Source organism: Natrinema versiforme (assembly GCF_005576615.1).
GTDB lineage: Archaea > Halobacteriota > Halobacteria > Halobacteriales > Natrialbaceae > Natrinema > Natrinema versiforme_A.
Genome location: NZ_CP040330.1, coordinates 2,711,374 through 2,727,714, shown reverse-complemented (window position 1 = coordinate 2,727,714; position 16,341 = coordinate 2,711,374). Strand labels below are relative to the sequence as shown.

The following is a 16,341-nucleotide window of genomic DNA, read 5'->3' as shown; positions in this document are numbered from 1 at the left end:
CGGACCGTCGAATTCCGAAATTCGGCGGAAACGCATCGAAACCGCCGTATATCGGGAATACTACCTTCGGCGGCAGCTGCAGGCAGAACCCCTTTCGTCAATTTTGCCGTTCATTTTGACGGTTATCGATCCCGTGTCCGTGAACAGACGATTCGACGGAGCGGGGCGCACAGCGACCGAACATCAGTATCGCGGTATGTCGATAGCACACTCCGGGCGTCTCGTGCAGCGACTCGCGACGCTTCGCGATCGACTCGAGTCGGGAATGGACCGGCGAGAGTTCCTGCGAACCGTCGTCACCGGCGGGTTCGCCGTCGGCATGGCCCAGTGGCTCGGCGTTGACGACTTCCTCGCGGCCGACGACGGCGAGGTCCCCGTCGTCACTGCTCTCGTCAGGGACGACCCCGACGATCCGTGGTCGGTCCGGGACCGAACGCGCCACGTCCCCGCGGAGTGGTACGCCGCCGTCGAGAAGGCCTTCGAGATCAACGACCTGCTAGCCCGCCGCGCCTTCACCGGCTACCTCGGGAGCGCGGTCATCCCCGGCAGCTACGAGAGCGGGACCGCCACCGTCTCCGTCGGCCTCTCGAGCGACGGCCACTCCCTGGGGCAGTTACTCGACGAGCTCGCGGAGGGGATCGACATCAACTCCGAGACGATCATCGATATCGGCGACATCCAAGACGATGCCGAGCCCAGGGAGCCGCGAATCGCCGATCTCACCGCGGACGGCCGCGTCCCCAGCGGCGTCGCCTGCGAGACGGCCTCGAGCATGGCGACGCTCGGGCCGGCGCTGTACCACCCCGACGGCGAGCGGCAGTTCTTCGTGACGGCGGACCACGCCTTTGGCGAGGATAGCGACACGACCGGCAATTCCCTGTTGCTGCCCCGCGAGGGCAATGAGACGCTCGAAATCGGGACCGTCACCGACTATCATCCCGTCGAGGACATCGCCGCCGTCGTCCCTACCGGCGAAGTCGAACCCGCGAGCAGGATCGACGCGCCGTCCCAACCCCGTGTCCGCGGGCAGTACACCAAGTTCGGCCTCGCCGATCTCGTCGCTCGCGACGAGGAACTCGAGAAGGTCGGTGCCCTGAGCGGCCACACGACGGGCAAGATTCAGGGCGTCGACGCCGTCACCTGTTTCACCGACGACTTCTGTCGTCGCGGGCAGATCCGCTGGGGCGGCGAGATGGATCTGACCGACGGCGACAGCGGCTCCGTGAGCTACCACCGCGACCCCGAGAGCGAGGACGGCGACGTGCTCGTCGCGGGGTTCAACAACGCCCGCACCTGGTGGCCCGGACAGAGCTACGTCTGGGGCGTCGGTGCCTACCGATTGACCGAGAAACATGGCTACCACTTCTAACCGCCGCGGAATCGACGACAGAACTCATACCGGGCCGACGAGCCCGCTCGAATCGATCGACCCGACCGCAGATGAGTAACGACACCGCCCGCTCGACGGACGCCGGTCGCAATCGAAGCACCGTCAGTTCCGCTGCACGCGGCCTTCTCAGACTGCTTGGCGACCTGCTCGCCGTCTCGCTGTGGATCCTCTTCCTGACGCTCCTGTTCCTCGAGACGGCGTGGCCCCGCTGGGCGTTCTACACGCTGCTCGTGATCGGTGTCGGGACCTACGTCACCGTGACGCCGGCGTGGGTCCGGACCACCAGCGACGGTGACGGCGAGGACTGAGCCGTTACGCGAGCGTCGCCTCGAGTCGCTCGATCAGCTCGCCGTTCCCGACGTGGACCGGCGTCCGGTCGTGTAACTCGTCGGGTTCCACGGCGAGCAGCGACTGCGTGCCGTCCGAGGAGCGCCCGCCGGCTCGCTCGACGACGTAGCCGATCGGGTTCCCCTCGAACTGCAGCCGGAGCTTGCCGTCCGGACGGGACTCGAGGGCGGGGTAGCCGAAGGTGCCGCCGTAGGTGAGCACCTGATTGATGTCGCCGATCAGCGCGCCGCCGTAGCGGAGTTTGAGTTCGGACTCGATCTCGCGGGCGTACTCGCGGAAGTCGGCGGGCCAGTCGGGGACGCGACCGCCGAAGCCGTAGACGACCGGCTCCGCGGGGAGGGTCACGTCGCGGTCGACGACCGTGCGCTCGCCGCCGGAGAGTTCGTACTCGGTGACGGTCTCGTCGGTCGCGATCACCATCGTCGTGATCGGTCCGTAGAGGACGAAGCCGGCGGCGACGAGGGTCTCGCCGCGAGCCGGGAGGGCGGCGTCGTAGACGCCGAAGATCGTCCCCATCGTGTTGTTCGATTTGAGGTTCGAGGAGCCGTCGAGCGGGTCCACGGCGACGGCGTAGCTATCCGACGCCGACGGATCCGCGCCGCAGTCGACGACGTCGGCTCGCTCCTCGCTCGCGTACTGGCCGACGCCGTCGATTCCGGCGAGTCGATCGCCGAGCAACTCGTCGGCCCAGACGTCGGCCTCGGCTTGGGTCTCGCCGCTGGGATTCTCCTCGTCGACTGTCCCGCGTCGGCCGATCAGCCCCTGTCGGATCTCGGTCGCCGAGCGACTGATCGTCGCCACGACGCTCTCGACGACTGGATCTGACACCGTCATCCTAGTCGGCGGCCTCGAGTGCGGCGTCGGCGGTGGCCTCCTCGTAGATGACCTCCTCGAGCGCGTCGAGGATCGTGGTCGGGTTCTCGCGCTGCCAGACGTTGCGGCCGACGGCGAGGCCGCTCGCGCCGGCGTTGACAGCGGCCTCGACGGTCGAACAGAAGTCGTAGTCGGAGGTCTTCGAGCCGCCGCTCATGACGACTTTCATGTCGCCCGCGGCCTTGCAGGCGTGCTCCATGGCGTCGGTGCTGCCGGGGTACTTGACCTTCGCGATGTCGGCACCGACCTCGAGTGCGATGCGGGTCGCATACGAGATCGTGCTCGGCTTGGTGTCGTTCTTGAGCCCCTGTCCGCGCGGGTAGGACCACATGACGACGGGGAGGTCGTACTCGCGGGCTTTCTCCTGGACGCGGCGGAACTCCTCGTACATCTCGACCTCGTGGTTCGAGCCGCTGTAGACGGTAAAGCCGACCGCGTCGGCACCGATCTCGGCCGCGTAGTCGACCGAGCAGTTGATCGCCGAATCGGGCTCGCCCATCCACATGTTCGAGGTCCCGTTGAGCTTCACCAGGAGGTTGACATCGTCCTCGTAGCTCGGGTAGTAGCCCTCCGCGATCCCCTTCTGGACGGCGATCGAGGTGACCGCGTCGTGCGTCGCCGTTTCGAAGACGGTCGACGGATCGAGTTTCTCCGGTACTTCCTCGAAATCGACGGGCCCGTGCTCGAGTCCGTGGTCCATCGCGAGAATCAGTGACTTGCCGTCGCGAACGATCGGAGAGTCGTCGATCGGAATCATCTGTTAGACGGTCCAACAGGCCGCTATAAATCTCTGATGGTCCGGATTATCGAAATTGAGTATAAAAGTAGTAATATGGCCGGTTTTCCGTGGCGAATCGTTGTATCGAACTGAAACCTATCGGTTCGAAAGGAACACGCGTCGTGTTCAGAGCGATCGCCTCGAGTCGGCGTCAGAACGCTCGAATCGCGAGAATGCGCCGAATCAGAACAGTCGCCGGCGACTCAGTTGCCGAGCTGTTCGCGCGCGTTGTGCCGCCACGTCCGGACGTGCAGGACGTTCAGATCGAGGACGCCGGCGACCGTCATCGCGTCGATCGTCGCCAGTCGCTCCGCCGAGCGGACGCCGGCTTCGGCCAGCGCGTCGGCGTCGTCGGGTCCGACCCCCGTAACCGCCGTGATCGGCGTCGGTCTGGGATACGGCCGCTCCGACGGTTGCTCTCGGCCGACGGCGATAGGTCCCGAGTGCTCGTACTCGAAGGCCTGCCAGTCCTCGTCCCCGCTGACGGCGATCCACTCGCGTTCGGCGTCGCCGAGGCCCCGAACCTCGTCCGAGCGTCGCTCGAGGTCGCCGTCGCTCTCGAACGACCACGGCAGCGAGTACCGCCGGCGGAGGGTGTCCGCGATCGGTTCCGCGACGCCTCGATCCAGTAACATCCGGTAGGAGTACTCCTTGTCCGCGATGGCGTCCGGATCGATATCGACCGCCTCGAGCGCGTCGCGCTCGTCGGGTTCGATCGGCGCATCCGTCTCCGTCTCCGCCGTTCCGTCGGGGTCGTCGTCCGTATCGACTGCTGTGTCGGCTGCGGTCTCAGCCACAGCGTCGGTCGCCTCGAGCAGGTCGTCCTCGTCGAACTCGAGTTCGACATCGTCGCGGCCGCCGGCATCGACGACAGCGTTCCCGTCGTCGCTCACGTCGACGGTGATGCCGATATCGACGATACGGCTCCCCTCTCCCTCGCTCTCGGCTGGTGTGCCCGTCCCCGCGTCGCTGACGGCGTTTTTCTTGCTCACGCGATCCACCGGTTGTCCGTAGCTCACACTGTCCCGTCTTGAAACTTATCCTCGGCGCGTCCCGTATCGTAGCCACTTCAGTGGCTCCGACACCAGCACGCTTACGGCCGCGACCGAGGTAGCGCCCGTATGGTTCGCGAGCAGATCGACCGGATCGGCGTCGTCGGCGCGGGAACGATGGGCAGCGGCATCGCACAGGTCGCGGCGACCAACGGCTACGACGTGGTGATGCGCGACATCGAACAGGAGTTCGTCGAGAACGGGTTCGATACCATCGACGACAGCCTCGAGCGACTCGCGACCCGCGGCGACCTCGGCGAGGACCCGTCGACCGTCCGAGACCGGATCGAGGGGACGACGCTCCTCGAGGATCTCGGGGACTGCGACCTCGTCGTCGAGGCCGCCCTCGAGGAGCTCGAGGTCAAACGGGAGGTGTTCGCCGACCTCGAGCGGGTCTGTGACGACGACGTCCTGCTGGCGACGAACACGAGTACGCTCTCGATCACCTCGATCGCGAGCGATCTCGAGGCCCCCGAGCGCGTGATCGGACTGCATTTCATGAACCCGGTGCCGATCATGGAGGGTGTCGAGGTCGTCGTCGGCGAGAAGACGACCGATGCGGCGACCGAACTGGCCCACCACATCGCCGAGGATCTCGGAAAAACGACGTGGGAGGCCGACGACAAGCCCGGCTTCGTCACCAACCGCATCCTGATGCCCTGGATCAACGAGGGGATCCGCGCCTACGACGAGGGCGTCGCCTCGAAGGAGGACATCGACCGCGGGATGGAACTCGGCACGAACGTCCCAATGGGACCGCTCACCCTCGCCGATCATATCGGGCTGGATGTCTGTCTCCACGCCTCCGAAACGCTCCACGAGGAACTGGGTGACCGGTACAAGCCCGCCTACCTGCTCAAGCGAAAGGTCGAGGCCGGCGACCTCGGCAAGAAAACGGGGACGGGCTTCTACGAATACGAGTGAGTGAACGCCCTCTCACTGCCCGGCTCGAGGCACGTACCGTCGACTGCCCGTTCTGAAACGAGCCTTCGATCCCCGGCTACCACCCCAGTCCTCGAGCGTTCGAGTACAGTTCACCAAGACCTAATTTATTTACAGTTGACACGCGTACTCGGCGACGATGCGACCCGCCCGACTCGCGCTCCTCGCCCTCTGCTGTAGCCTCGTCGCGATAGGCGGCCTCGCCACCGTCGCGGGCGCGCCCCCGCCGACGCAGCTCTGCGGGGTCTGTGGCCCGCACGTCGCGAACGACGCCGAGATCGACGGCGCGACCGAACCCGGCACGCTCGATATCTATATCGACGAAACGGGTGACTCGCTGTGGCAGGCTCGCGTTCCAGTCAATTCGTCGGCCGCCGAGCGATACCGGAGCAACGACACCGCACTCGAGGCCGCAGTCGACGACGCGTGGGCGCGCTCCCACGCGGCCGGCGACGTCGGCACCGTCGACTCGAGTCTCGATGGCGAGACGGTCGTCGTGAACTACACCGTCGACGACGTCGCGAGCCGCGGGGTCGGCGACGCGTGGCTCGTCGATTACTTCGCCGTGGGCGCGTCGAACACCCGGTACGGGCTGGCGGCCGATCGGGTGACGGTCCACACGCCAGAGGGCACCGAAATCACGAACCGCGTCCCCGACGCCGCGGTCGATGGGAACGCCGCGACGTGGACGGCCGATACCGGGTTCGACGAGCAGACGTACGTCACCTACGGCAACGGCGGCGTCCGCGGCATGGCGACCGGCTACGCCACGATCGGGCTCGAGACCGGCCCGACGGCGCTCGATCACGGCGTGCGCGGCGGTCTCTTCCCCGGCATCCTGCTCGGGCTCGTTGGCGTCGCGATCGGTCGAATCGATACGGGGACCGATGCCTTCGACGCCGCGACGCTCGAGCGGCTGATCGTCGCCGTCGGTGCCGTCGGCGCGGGCGGCTTCCTCGTCGTCGGCGTGGCCGCGACCGGTGCCGATCCCGCGCCGGGTGCCATCGCGCTGGCCGCGCTCGGAGCCGGCTACGCCCTGCTGGGAAGCGCGGCGCGCCGGTTCGGGGACGGACTCGAGACTCGCGGGCTGGTCGGGCTGTCGCTCCTCGCGACGGTCGCCACTGCGGGAATAACTCTCCTGTTGGTCGGCCCGCCGGTGTACGCGTACCCGCTCTGTTTCGGCGCGGCCACCGCGCTCTGTCTCCCGATCGGGTACGCCGCCGAGCGCGGGCGATTCCCGATCGCACTCGTCGCGGTCGCCGCGCTCGCGCCGGTCGGTGCGATCGCGAGCATCGCTCCCGTCTCCCTGTTCGGATACGGGCCGACCGTCTACGGCCTCTTACTGCTCCCGTGGGTCGGAGTCGTCGCCGCCTTCGGCTACCCGCTCGCGCTGCTCGGTCGACGGCTGGCTCTCGGGGTCGACTGAGCGCTCCTCGTAGTCGATTTCCACTCGAGACCGAGCGTCTCGACCGAACTACTCGAGGAATCGCGCGCCGACATCGACGTCAGCCGGCGGCATGGCACACTGGTCTTTTTTGCCGAACCAGCGATAGCGGCGTGCGGCGACGAAGTCGTAGGCCCAGTTCCGGAGCCGGCGCGGGAGGAATCGGAACGGGCCCAACAGGGCGTAGACGCCGCCGAGGAGCCGCGCGATGCGGATGACCGCGTCCGATTTCACGTAACAGTCCTCGCCCTCGATCAGGACGATCGACTCGAGTTCGTCGGTCGGGAGGCCGTGCTCGGCGAGCAGTTCGGTGCCGATATCGGACTGGAGGGAGGCAAAGCGGAACGTGCCCTCCGTGTCCCGGGGGAGAATGAACTGGACGAACCCGTTACAGAGGTTACAGACGCCGTCGAAGAGGATGATCGGGCCGTCCGGCGTCTCCGAACTCATTGTTGTCTCCCCGTTGCGGCCGGTTCCAATTCAGGGTTCCGGTCGGCGCGGGTCGGCTACTGGTGGAGCGGCTGTTCGGACATCGTACGCCGGAGTTCCTCGAGCCGCGAGCGGGAGACGCCGTCCTCGAACTGCTGGAGCAGCGCGAAAACCTCCGCTCGAGAGACCTTCACGTCGCCCTCGCGGACGACGTCTTCCGGGCGTTCGCGCAGTTCCCGGAGGGTCCCGACCGCGAGCAGGTAGGGGATCGCCCACGCCGAGAGCCGGTTGCCGTGGTGTTCGGGCACGACCTCGAGGTAGCGCTGGGCGTCGTCGAGGTAGCCTTCGGCGCGGCCTGTCACCCGCTTGATGACGTTCGTGACGCCACCGTGGTGGGCCTCGTCGGTGACCGCCTCGACGTCGACGTCCTCCGCCGCGAGCCACTCGGCGGGGAGGTAGACGTTGTTTTCCTCGTGGTAGTCGTCCTCGACGTCTTTCGCGATGTTGACCAGTTGCAAGAGGAGCGCAAACGATCGGGCGTTCTCCCGCATCTCCGCGGCCCGCTCGTTGGAGGTGCCGCGGGCGACCAGGCCCGTAATCAGGGTGCCGACCGTGCCGGCGGCGTACCAGCAGTACTCCTCGAGTTCCTCGATGGTCTGGAGGCGCAGTCCGCCCTCGGTGGCGTACCGGTCGGTGAACATCGCCATGCCGTCGACGAGTTCGCGGACGGGTTCGCGCATGATTTCTCGGGGCTCCTCCTCGAGCGATTCGAACGTTCGCAGCACCCGGGGCGTCTCGGCGACGACCTCCCAGTCGTCGGTGCGTTCCTCCGGAATCCACGGCTCGACGTCGTCCATGAAGGCCGCGACCGATGCCGACTCGTCCGGATCGAGCAGCCGATCGAACGTCGAGAGCAGTTCGGTCTGGGTCTCCGGCGGGATGTGTCCCGCATCCTCGATCGTATCAGCGATTCGACAGAGGAGGTAGCCGAGACAAATGTGTCTCGCCATCGGCTCCTCGAGCCGATCGATCGTGATCGAAAAGGTCCGCGAAACGCCGTGAACCGCGTCATAACACCACTCGAGGTCGGCGTCAGTGGGGGGTTCGGGCTGGCCCGTGGTCATCTACTCGAGTTAGTTTCGTGACCATCCGGGAAAAACACCGCGGTCGCGGCGTGTTCTTCCGATCGGCGGCAATCGCGGTGTGAACGCGGGTCGATCGGTTCCTCGCTGCCCGGCGAGTTCCGACGAAATCCGTATAGTGTCGACGGACGAAACGGACCCGTGACTCGGACCGTACTCATCGCCGGCGCTCACGGACAGGTCGGACAGCATATCACGGAACTACTCGGCGAGAGCGAGCACACCGCTCGAGCGATGGTCCGCGACGACTCCCAGACCGACGAAATGGCGGACCTGGGCGGCGAGCCGGTCGTCGCGGACCTGACCGGCGATGTCGATCACGCGGTCGAGGGCTGCGACGCGATACTCTTCGCGGCCGGCTCCGGCGGCGAGGATGTCTACGGTGTCGACCGCGACGGGGCGATCAACCTGATCGACGCGGCGGGCGACGCCGGCGTCGACCGGTTCGTCATGCTCAGTTCGATGGGTGCCGACGATCCCGCGGCCGGTCCCGACGCGCTCGAGGACTACCTGACTGCGAAAGCGGAGGCCGACGAGTACCTCCGGCAGAGCGGCCTCGACCACACGATCGTCCGGCCGGGGGAGCTGACCAACGACTCCGGGGTCGGGACGATCGAACTCGGAGAGGACATCGGACTGGACGCCGGGGATATTCCCCGCGAGGACGTCGCCCGAACCCTCGTGGCCACGCTCGACTACGACGCTCTCATCGGGGAGACCTTCGAGATTCTCTCGGGCGACGAGCCGATCGACGAGGCCCTCGAGTGGTTCTGCTCGCAGTAATCGGGTCCTCTGTGCGCCGCACCGGCCGCCGCCGTGGTCGTCACAGTACCGTTCGGATAATGCGTGACTCCGCCTTCTGGAGGTGCTCCGCCGCGGTACTTCGCGCACATTCCAGTTCCGCCGCTACGTCCTCGATCGTCGCCTCGCGCGGGGTTTCGTAGTAGCCCGTTGCCAGCGCGGTGGTGATCGCTTCGCGCTGGCGCGACGTAAGCGCAGCATCGACGGTTTCTCGCGCCGTGTCGTACTCCCCGACGCGTTCGACCGCGACGTCGATTCCGTCAGGAACAGTCGCCAATGCAGTCCGGAGCGCGTCGGCCTCGCCGACCACCTCGAAGCGGACCCCACCGTCGTCCTCGTAGGTCAACGGTGGGAGGACGAGCAGCCCATCACGCGTAAACGCCTCGTACAGGGCTCGTTCGACCGCGGTCGTCCGCCCCTGCGTATAACAGTAGAACCGTCGCTCATCGATTCGCGTGATGGCGAACGACTCGATTTCGGCGGTCGACTCGAGCGCGTCCGCGAGCGCTTCGGTGTCGCCGACGACGGAGAACAGGATGGCTGGGACGTCGATGTCCGCGATGTTCCAGTGGACCATCCGGACGCGATCGACGAACTCCCGCTCCGTCATGACCGTGTGCACCGGATGGATTTCGCGGTCCGTCGGCCGGACGGTCAGTCGGAGATACCGCATAGCTCGGGGTTCGGACGGCGCTACTATAAATGTCCGAATATGTCTCGCAGAACCAAACTCCTGGATCGGGCCGAACCACTGCGCATGACGCTCCTCCCCGAGGCGGTTGCTCGGACGCTGTTCGGCAATTCGCCGACGCTCCTCGAGCAGACTGTCGCTGCGATCGCTGCCGCCGTACTCGTCGCAGCGATTCCATTGACGTGTGCCGCGATCGTTATCTGGGCAAAGCGCAAGGTAACGGCTGCGTTCACCGACCGGATCGCCCCGAACCGACTCGGGCCCGGCGGAACGCTAATCATCGTCGCCGATGCCGTCCGCCTGCTCGGTAAGGAATTGATCGTCCCGGACGAAGCCGACCGGCCGGCGTACGATCTCGGTCCGGTCCTCGTCGTCTTCTCGGCCATCGTCGGGTTCGCGGTCGTTCCGATGGGGTCGATCGCCGGTATCACCGTTCAGTTGGCCGACCCCGAGGTCGGGCTGGCGTACGTCTTCGCGGTCGCGTCACTCGCCACGCTCGGACTGACGATGTGCGGCTACGCGTCGGCGAACAAGTACTCGCTGCTCGGCGGGCTGCGTGCGGTCGCACAGAACATCGCCTACGAGATTCCGCTGATCGTCACCGGGCTGTCGGTCGTGATCTTCGCCGGCAGCTTACGGATGGGCGAAATCGTCGCCGCCCAGCAAGCGACGCTCTTCGAACTCGGCGGGCTGTCGATCCCGTCGTGGTACGCGATCGTCAACCCCTTCGCCTTCGCCCTGTTTCTGACGGCGAACCTCGCGGAAGTCGGCCGCAACCCCTTCGACGTGCCCGAAGCACCGACCGAACTCGTCGCCGGCTACCAGACCGAGTACTCCTCGGTCTACTTCGTACTCGTCTACATGGGCGAGTTCGTCCACGTCTTTCTGGGCGGTGCGATCGTCGCCACGGTCTTCCTCGGCGGGCCAGCCGGTCCGGTCCTTCCCGGATTCGTCTGGTTCCTCGGCAAGCTCTGGGCCGTGTTCCTGTTCACGCAGTGGGCGCGCTCCGCGCTGCCCCGAGTCCGGATCGACCAACTGATCGAGATCGGCTGGAAGGGGCTGCTCGTGTGCTCGTTCGCCAACCTGTTCGTCACCGCTAGCATCGTCGGCCTATTGGCCGCGTGAGTCGCCCGAAATCGGGAATCGGCGTCGCCTCGAGGCCGCTGCCGAAGAGCGAACTATAAAGGCGCGAGGTCACGCATTCCGGGTATGGACTTCGCACTCTCGGCCGAACAGCAACAGATTCGGGACATGGTCTCGGAGTTCGTCGACGAGGAGGTCGTTCCCGTCGCCGACGAGATCGACCACGAGGACGAGTTCCCCGCCGACCTCGTCGGCGAGATGGCCGACCTCGGGCTGATGGGAATGCCGTTCCCCGAGGAGTACGGCGGTGCCGGACTGGACTATCACTCGTATGCGATCGGGCTCGAGGAGATCGCTCGCGGCTCGGGCGGGCTGGGAACGATCGTCGCCGCCCATACCTCGCTGGCGGGGAACATGCTCTACGAGTTCGGCGACGAGTCCCAGAAGGAGGAGTACCTGACGCCGCTGGCAGAGGGTCGGGACATCGGCGCGTTCGCGCTCTCCGAAGCGGGAGCAGGGAGCGACGTGCCCGCCATGGACACCACCGCAGAGAAGAGCGAGGCGCAAAGCGCCTCGGAACGGAGCGGCGCAGCCGCGGAGAAGGACGGCGACGAGTACGTGATCAACGGCGGCAAGCTCTGGATCTCCAACGGCTCCGTCGCCGACACGGTCACGCTCTTCGCGAAGACCGACCCCGAGGCCGGCAACAAGGGCATCTCCTCCTTTATCGTCCGGCCCGAGGAGGACGAGGGCTTCATCGTCGAGGGCACGGAGGAGAAACTCGGCGATAAGGGCTGTCCGACCGCCGAACTCCGGTTCGACGACCTCCGCATTCCGGAATCGCGTCGACTCGGAGAGGAGGGCGAGGGCTTCGTCCACGCGCTGAAAACGCTCAACGGCGGCCGAATCACGATCGCCGCCCGCGGTGTCGGTATCGCCCGCGCGGCCTTCGAGGAGGCCCGCGACTATGCCAACGAGCGCGAGCAGTTCGGCCAACCGATCGGCGAGTTCCAGTCGATCAAACACAAGCTCGCGGACATGGACACGAAGATTCAGGCCGCGAAGATGCTCATGCACAAGGCCGCGGACAAGAAGATCCGCGGCGAGGACTACATCAAAGACGCCTCGCAGGCCAAGCTCTACGCCTCCGAGGTCAGCCGCGAGGTCGCCAACGAGGGCATCCAGATCCACGGCGGCTACGGCTACACAAAGGACTTCGCCGCCCAGCGGTTCTACCGCGACGCGAAACTCAACGAGATCTACGAGGGTACCAGCGAAGTGCTGCGGAACACGATCGGCGACCAACTGCTCGAGGAGTAGCCCCTCGGTCCCGATTCTCGGACGCCAGCGTCGCGGCTGTCGCGGCTCTCGTTTGTTCCAGCACCACGATTACAGTACGTTTACAGTAATCCAGCGTCCAGTGGGCGCATGGATCGAACGGAGTTGTTCCTCGCGATCATCGCGTACACGCTGATCGTGCTGACGTTCACGATCGATGGCGCATACGTCGACTTCGCGATGGTCCCGCTTTTCGGACTGCTGTTCGCGATTCCGCTGTACGTTGCCGGCCGCCTCATCAAAAACCCCTCTCTCGAGTGACCGATGCGGTGACCGGCCTACTCGTCGGTATCGTCGCCGTCCTCGAGACAGTCCCGAACCCACGCGTAGTGGTCTTGCACCCGCTGTGCGCCGCCGTCGGTCAGCGCGTAGACGTCGTGTAACCCCTCCGTCCGTTTCTCGACGAAGCCCGCGTCGACCAGCGCCGACAGCGAGCCGTAGAAGGATTTGGGCTCGAGCCGGTCGTCGTAGTGGGACTCGAGGCGGGATTTCAGTTGCTGGCCGCGCAGTTCGTCCTCTTCGGCCGCGGCGAGCAGGAAACAGATGTCCCGGCGGCGGCCGCTCCGGAGCCACTTGCTCATGGCGCGGTATCGGGGCGGCGGCCGCTCGAGGGTTACGGTTTCCGTGTTCGCGGGTCCACCCTACGCGCCCTCACTCGCGCTCGAGCCGTTGCCGGACGGTCGCGACGACCGTCCAGACGAGGCCGCCGAGGGCGGCGACCCCGAGCAGGGCCCAATCACCGATCTCGAGGAACGCGGTGCCGCCGGGTCGGCGGTCGTGGCGGAAGAGCAGCCAGCCGCGGTCGGGATCGCCGAGGACGATGTCGCCGGAGCCGAAGGCGAGCGAGAGAAACACCGCGAGGAGCGCGTACGCCGCGACTGCGGCGAGGGTAGCGACACTTCCCCGCAGGAATCGCGAGAGGAGCGGCGTCCCCGGCAGGCGGCTCACGGCCCGTTCGTCCGCGCCGTAGATGCCGAATCCGCGAACGCCGCTAGGCGGGTCGCCCACGCGAACGTCGGCGGGGTACTGACAGAGGACGCCGGCCATCCAGAGGTCGCCGATCGAGCCGGCCGCGTTCGCCGCCAGCGGGACGATCAGCAACGGCGTGGGGAAGACGACCATCGTGACGAGCCCGGCCGCGGTGATCACTGCAAACGGCGCGAGCAGGGCGACGAGCAACTGATTCCGGGAGTAACTCGCTCCGCTCGTCTCGGCGTAGGCGTACGGCAATACGAAGTACGAGAGACCGATGCCGTAGCTCGGGGCGTCGCCATAGCGAGCCATGAACACGCCGTGGAGGAGTTCGTGGGGGACGACCACACAGACGAGCAGTCCGAGGGAGACGACTAATCCGCCGAGCACCGTCGGCGGCGAGGACGGCGCGATCGCGATCGGCTCGAGCGCGGTACCCCGGATCCATGCGAGAACGTGGCCGAACGCGTAGGCGAAGCCGAAGAATCCCACCGCGGAGACGACGAGCCACTGTATCGCGACCGATCGCGTGAGTCGAAACGTCGCGAGCGGGCGACGGGTCTGGACGGAGTCCGAACGGCTCACGGAGCGAGACTCGAAGGCCATCGAAAAATCGGTGTCGATGTTCGGACCGCGAGTCCCGACCGGAACCGACAGTTTCCCGGTGATCGGTCGAGGAAGTCCGATCATGACCGACGACCGGACGGCCGAAGCCGACGGTATCACGGCCACCTACGACGAGACCGAGACGGAGCGCGTCCTCGCGTTCGAGCGGGCGACCGGCGGAACGGCCGCGATCGCCCAGAACCGCGAGGGGTACGCGATGCTGAAAGTGCGGCCGACGGCCGAGGGCGACGAACTCGAGCGCTACTACGGGTTCGATATGGCGCTCGATCACGTCGGCGAACTGCTCGGCGTCTCGCCACACGACCTCCCGATCCCGGAGGCGGCCGAGGACATGGGGATGTGACTCAGACGACGAACGCCGCGAGGATTAACAGCCCGAAGTACAGCAACACGAGCACGCCGAGGGCGTACAGCCGGAAGCGCCGCATCGCCGTGTGTTCCTCGCGAGCCGCCCGCTCGACGGCCGCCCGCTCGCGATCGGAGAGGCGATCGGGGTGCTCGAGGCCGCGGTGAAGCCGCTCGTATCGCTCCCGTCGGAACGGCCGGTCGCAGTACGGACACCGGGCGGGCGGCTCGCCGCCGCGATCGTTCCCCTCGAACTCGCCGTCGATGGCGGTCGCTACGGCAGGGGTGTCGACCGCGGGTGCGCGACCGCGCGATTCGCCGGTCACGGGACCGGCTACGAGGACCTGCCCCATCCTTCTTCGGTCGTCTCTCGAGGACTGTGTCGGCGGCCGACAGACATCCGGAAACTCGCCGCCGCTGATGGGAAAAAGCGGGAGCCCTAAATACGCGGAGTCGAAGGTTGTAGACGAGAATAGCCGTGGCAAGAGAGTCGTTTCCCCGCCCGATCGGCACGCGACGCCGCTTCTCAGCACTGCTCGCAGCGACCGCGCTGGGCGTCTACCTGCTCCTGATCGTCGGCGCGACGACTTCGCTGACGAACGCGGCCGCGTCGTGTTCGACGTGGCCGACCTGTCACGCGCCCGTCGACCCGCTGAGTCAGACCGAGCTCGCGATCGCGTGGGCCCACCGGCTCACGGCGGTCGTCGTCGGCCTGCTCGTCGCCGCGACCGCCGTCGCCGCGGTCCTCGGCGACACCTCGAGCCGTATCCGAACGACGCTCGTCGTCGCCGCCGCGCTCTACGTCGTCCAGATCGGCGTCGGTGCCGTCACCGCGACGATCGGCCCCGCGGCGATCCTCCCCGGGCTCCACCTCGGGCTCGGACTCGTGATCTTCTCGGGGATCGTCCTCGCGCTCGCGTGGGACCTCGAGCTCGCGACCGGCAGCGAGGACGAGGACGGTATCGACTCGCCCGAGCCGCTCGCGGATCTCGAGGAATCGGTGCCGACCGCCTCGGAACGCACGCTCCCCTCGAGTCGCCTCGCTCGCGCTCGGCTCACCGCCTTCGCGTACTTCCAGATGATGAAACCGCGACTGATGTGGCTGCTCTGTCTCGTCGCCGCCGCGGGGATGGCGCTGGCCGCCGGCCCCGGCCTCGAGATTCCCACGATCATCGCGACGCTCGGCGGCGGCGTCCTCGCGATCGGCGCCTCGGGGACCTTCAACCACGTCCTCGAGCGCGATGTCGACCAGAAGATGTCCCGCACGGCAGACCGGCCGCTGGCGGTCGATCTGATTCCGGTTCGCAACGCCTTGCTGTTCGGCGCCGGACTGACCGTCGCGTCGCTGGCCGCGTTCCTGACGATCAACCGGCTGGCCGCGGCGCTCGGGCTGGCCGCGATCATCTTCTACAGCGTGGTCTACACGCTCCTCCTCAAACCGAACACGGTCCAGAATACGGTCATCGGCGGCGCTGCGGGCGCACTGCCTGCGCTCATCGGCTGGGCCGCCGTCACGAACGAAATCGGCTGGCCCGGCCTCGCGCTCGCGGGCGTCATCTTCCTCTGGACGCCGGCACACTTCTACAACCTCGCGCTGGCCTACAAGAACGACTACGCTCGCGGCGGCTTCCCCATGATGCCGGTCGTCCGCGGCGAGACAGAGACGCGAAAGCAGATCATCTACTACATCGCTGCGACGCTCGTGAGTTCGATCGCGCTGGCGTGGCTCACCGACCTCGGTCCGCTGTACGCCGGGACGGTCGTCGTCTTCGGCGGGATCTTCCTCTGGGCCGCCGTTCGACTCCACTTCGAGCAGACCGAGGCCGCCGCGTTCCGCGCGTTCCACGCCTCGAACGCGTTCCTCGGAGCCGTGCTGGTCGCGATCCTCGTCGACGCGCTCGCGTTTTGAGTCGTTGTCTTGCTCTCGAGAACGAACGGACAGACCTTTCCGACGACCCGATCGGTGAGTCCGGCTCCTCGTAACGCCGCTTCGTACCCGTTGACCGTCGCGTACACCCGACCGCACGCCGCGTGCGATCGGGGAAACGTGGCAGTCGTTACTCCCTCGAGTCCGTGCAGTCACTCC

The 16,341-nt window shown here is 66.7% G+C and carries 19 protein-coding genes; 10 read left to right on the top strand and 9 right to left on the bottom strand.

The features are described from left to right. The first annotated feature begins 196 nt into the window (after positions 1-196). Both FEJ81_RS13375 and FEJ81_RS13370 read left to right on the top strand, forming a co-directional pair. Positions 197-1,369 (top strand): hypothetical protein, encoded by a 1,173-nt coding sequence (locus FEJ81_RS13375; RefSeq protein WP_138245758.1) that lies wholly within the window; start codon positions 197-199, stop codon positions 1,367-1,369. 71 nt (positions 1,370-1,440) lie between these two features. Further along, the gene (locus tag FEJ81_RS13370) at positions 1,441-1,698 is read left to right on the top strand and encodes a hypothetical protein (RefSeq protein WP_138245757.1); all 258 of its coding nucleotides are present in this window, start codon (positions 1,441-1,443) and stop codon (positions 1,696-1,698) included. Positions 1,699-1,702: 4 nt separating this feature from the next. Here the strand turns inward: FEJ81_RS13370 and FEJ81_RS13365 are convergent, their stop codons facing one another. From FEJ81_RS13365 to FEJ81_RS13355, 3 genes are all read right to left on the bottom strand, one after another. Beyond that, complete coding sequence (locus tag FEJ81_RS13365) at positions 1,703-2,572, bottom strand: class 1 fructose-bisphosphatase (RefSeq protein WP_138245756.1); 870 nt, start codon at positions 2,570-2,572, stop codon at positions 1,703-1,705. A 1-nt stretch (position 2,573) separates the two neighbouring features. Further along, positions 2,574-3,368 (bottom strand): class I fructose-bisphosphate aldolase, encoded by a 795-nt coding sequence (locus FEJ81_RS13360; RefSeq protein ID WP_138245755.1) that lies wholly within the window; start codon positions 3,366-3,368, stop codon positions 2,574-2,576. A gap of 224 nt (positions 3,369-3,592) precedes the next feature. After that, positions 3,593-4,381, bottom strand: a complete 789-nt coding sequence (locus FEJ81_RS13355) for a hypothetical protein (protein WP_138245754.1) — start codon at positions 4,379-4,381, stop codon at positions 3,593-3,595. A 129-nt stretch (positions 4,382-4,510) separates the two neighbouring features. On the opposite strand from FEJ81_RS13355, the gene FEJ81_RS13350 reads away from it, so the two are divergent. Then, positions 4,511-5,365, top strand: a complete 855-nt coding sequence (locus FEJ81_RS13350) for a 3-hydroxyacyl-CoA dehydrogenase family protein (RefSeq protein WP_138245753.1) — start codon at positions 4,511-4,513, stop codon at positions 5,363-5,365. 157 nt (positions 5,366-5,522) lie between these two features. After that, complete coding sequence (locus FEJ81_RS13345; protein WP_138245752.1) at positions 5,523-6,809, top strand: hypothetical protein; 1,287 nt, start codon at positions 5,523-5,525, stop codon at positions 6,807-6,809. A 48-nt stretch (positions 6,810-6,857) separates the two neighbouring features. On the opposite strand, the gene FEJ81_RS13340 is transcribed toward FEJ81_RS13345, so the two are convergent. Then, positions 6,858-7,277 (bottom strand): thiol-disulfide oxidoreductase DCC family protein, encoded by a 420-nt coding sequence (locus FEJ81_RS13340; RefSeq protein WP_138245751.1) that lies wholly within the window; start codon positions 7,275-7,277, stop codon positions 6,858-6,860. Positions 7,278-7,333: 56 nt separating this feature from the next. Further along, positions 7,334-8,380, bottom strand: coding sequence for a phytoene/squalene synthase family protein (locus tag FEJ81_RS13335; protein ID WP_138245750.1), 1,047 nt, complete (start codon positions 8,378-8,380; stop codon positions 7,334-7,336). Positions 8,381-8,539: 159 nt separating this feature from the next. On the opposite strand from FEJ81_RS13335, the gene FEJ81_RS13330 reads away from it, so the two are divergent. Beyond that, complete coding sequence (locus tag FEJ81_RS13330; RefSeq protein WP_138245749.1) at positions 8,540-9,181, top strand: SDR family oxidoreductase; 642 nt, start codon at positions 8,540-8,542, stop codon at positions 9,179-9,181. 40 nt (positions 9,182-9,221) lie between these two features. Here the strand turns inward: FEJ81_RS13330 and FEJ81_RS13325 are convergent, their stop codons facing one another. Beyond that, positions 9,222-9,872, bottom strand: a complete 651-nt coding sequence (locus FEJ81_RS13325; protein ID WP_138245748.1) for a helix-turn-helix domain-containing protein — start codon at positions 9,870-9,872, stop codon at positions 9,222-9,224. Between the two features lie 84 nt (positions 9,873-9,956). Between FEJ81_RS13325 and FEJ81_RS13320 the strand changes: the two genes are divergently transcribed. From FEJ81_RS13320 to FEJ81_RS23235, 3 genes are all read left to right on the top strand, one after another. Further along, complete coding sequence (locus FEJ81_RS13320; RefSeq protein WP_229504710.1) at positions 9,957-11,015, top strand: complex I subunit 1/NuoH family protein; 1,059 nt, start codon at positions 9,957-9,959, stop codon at positions 11,013-11,015. An 84-nt stretch (positions 11,016-11,099) separates the two neighbouring features. Next, complete coding sequence (locus tag FEJ81_RS13315) at positions 11,100-12,293, top strand: acyl-CoA dehydrogenase family protein (protein WP_138245746.1); 1,194 nt, start codon at positions 11,100-11,102, stop codon at positions 12,291-12,293. Between the two features lie 108 nt (positions 12,294-12,401). Continuing rightward, positions 12,402-12,572, top strand: coding sequence for a hypothetical protein (locus FEJ81_RS23235; protein ID WP_175416420.1), 171 nt, complete (start codon positions 12,402-12,404; stop codon positions 12,570-12,572). Positions 12,573-12,589: 17 nt separating this feature from the next. On the opposite strand, the gene FEJ81_RS13310 is transcribed toward FEJ81_RS23235, so the two are convergent. Beyond that, positions 12,590-12,892: a PadR family transcriptional regulator gene (locus tag FEJ81_RS13310; RefSeq protein ID WP_138245745.1), complete on the bottom strand. Its 303-nt coding sequence runs from the start codon at positions 12,890-12,892 to the stop codon at positions 12,590-12,592. 70 nt (positions 12,893-12,962) lie between these two features. Continuing rightward, positions 12,963-13,868 carry a DUF3267 domain-containing protein gene (locus FEJ81_RS13305; protein ID WP_138245744.1) on the bottom strand — a complete coding sequence of 302 codons (906 nt, stop codon included), beginning with the start codon at positions 13,866-13,868 and terminating at the stop codon, positions 12,963-12,965. Positions 13,869-13,971: 103 nt separating this feature from the next. Between FEJ81_RS13305 and FEJ81_RS13300 the strand changes: the two genes are divergently transcribed. Next, the gene (locus tag FEJ81_RS13300) at positions 13,972-14,253 is read left to right on the top strand and encodes a DUF7111 family protein (RefSeq protein WP_138245743.1); all 282 of its coding nucleotides are present in this window, start codon (positions 13,972-13,974) and stop codon (positions 14,251-14,253) included. 1 nt (position 14,254) lies between these two features. Here FEJ81_RS13300 and FEJ81_RS13295 read toward each other — a convergent pair whose 3' ends face one another. Next, on the bottom strand, positions 14,255-14,608 hold the full coding sequence (locus FEJ81_RS13295) for a DUF7410 domain-containing protein (RefSeq protein WP_175416419.1): 354 nt from the start codon (positions 14,606-14,608) through the stop codon (positions 14,255-14,257). Between the two features lie 125 nt (positions 14,609-14,733). Between FEJ81_RS13295 and FEJ81_RS13290 the strand changes: the two genes are divergently transcribed. After that, complete coding sequence (locus FEJ81_RS13290; RefSeq protein WP_138245742.1) at positions 14,734-16,164, top strand: heme o synthase; 1,431 nt, start codon at positions 14,734-14,736, stop codon at positions 16,162-16,164. The last annotated feature ends 177 nt before the right edge of the window (positions 16,165-16,341 follow it).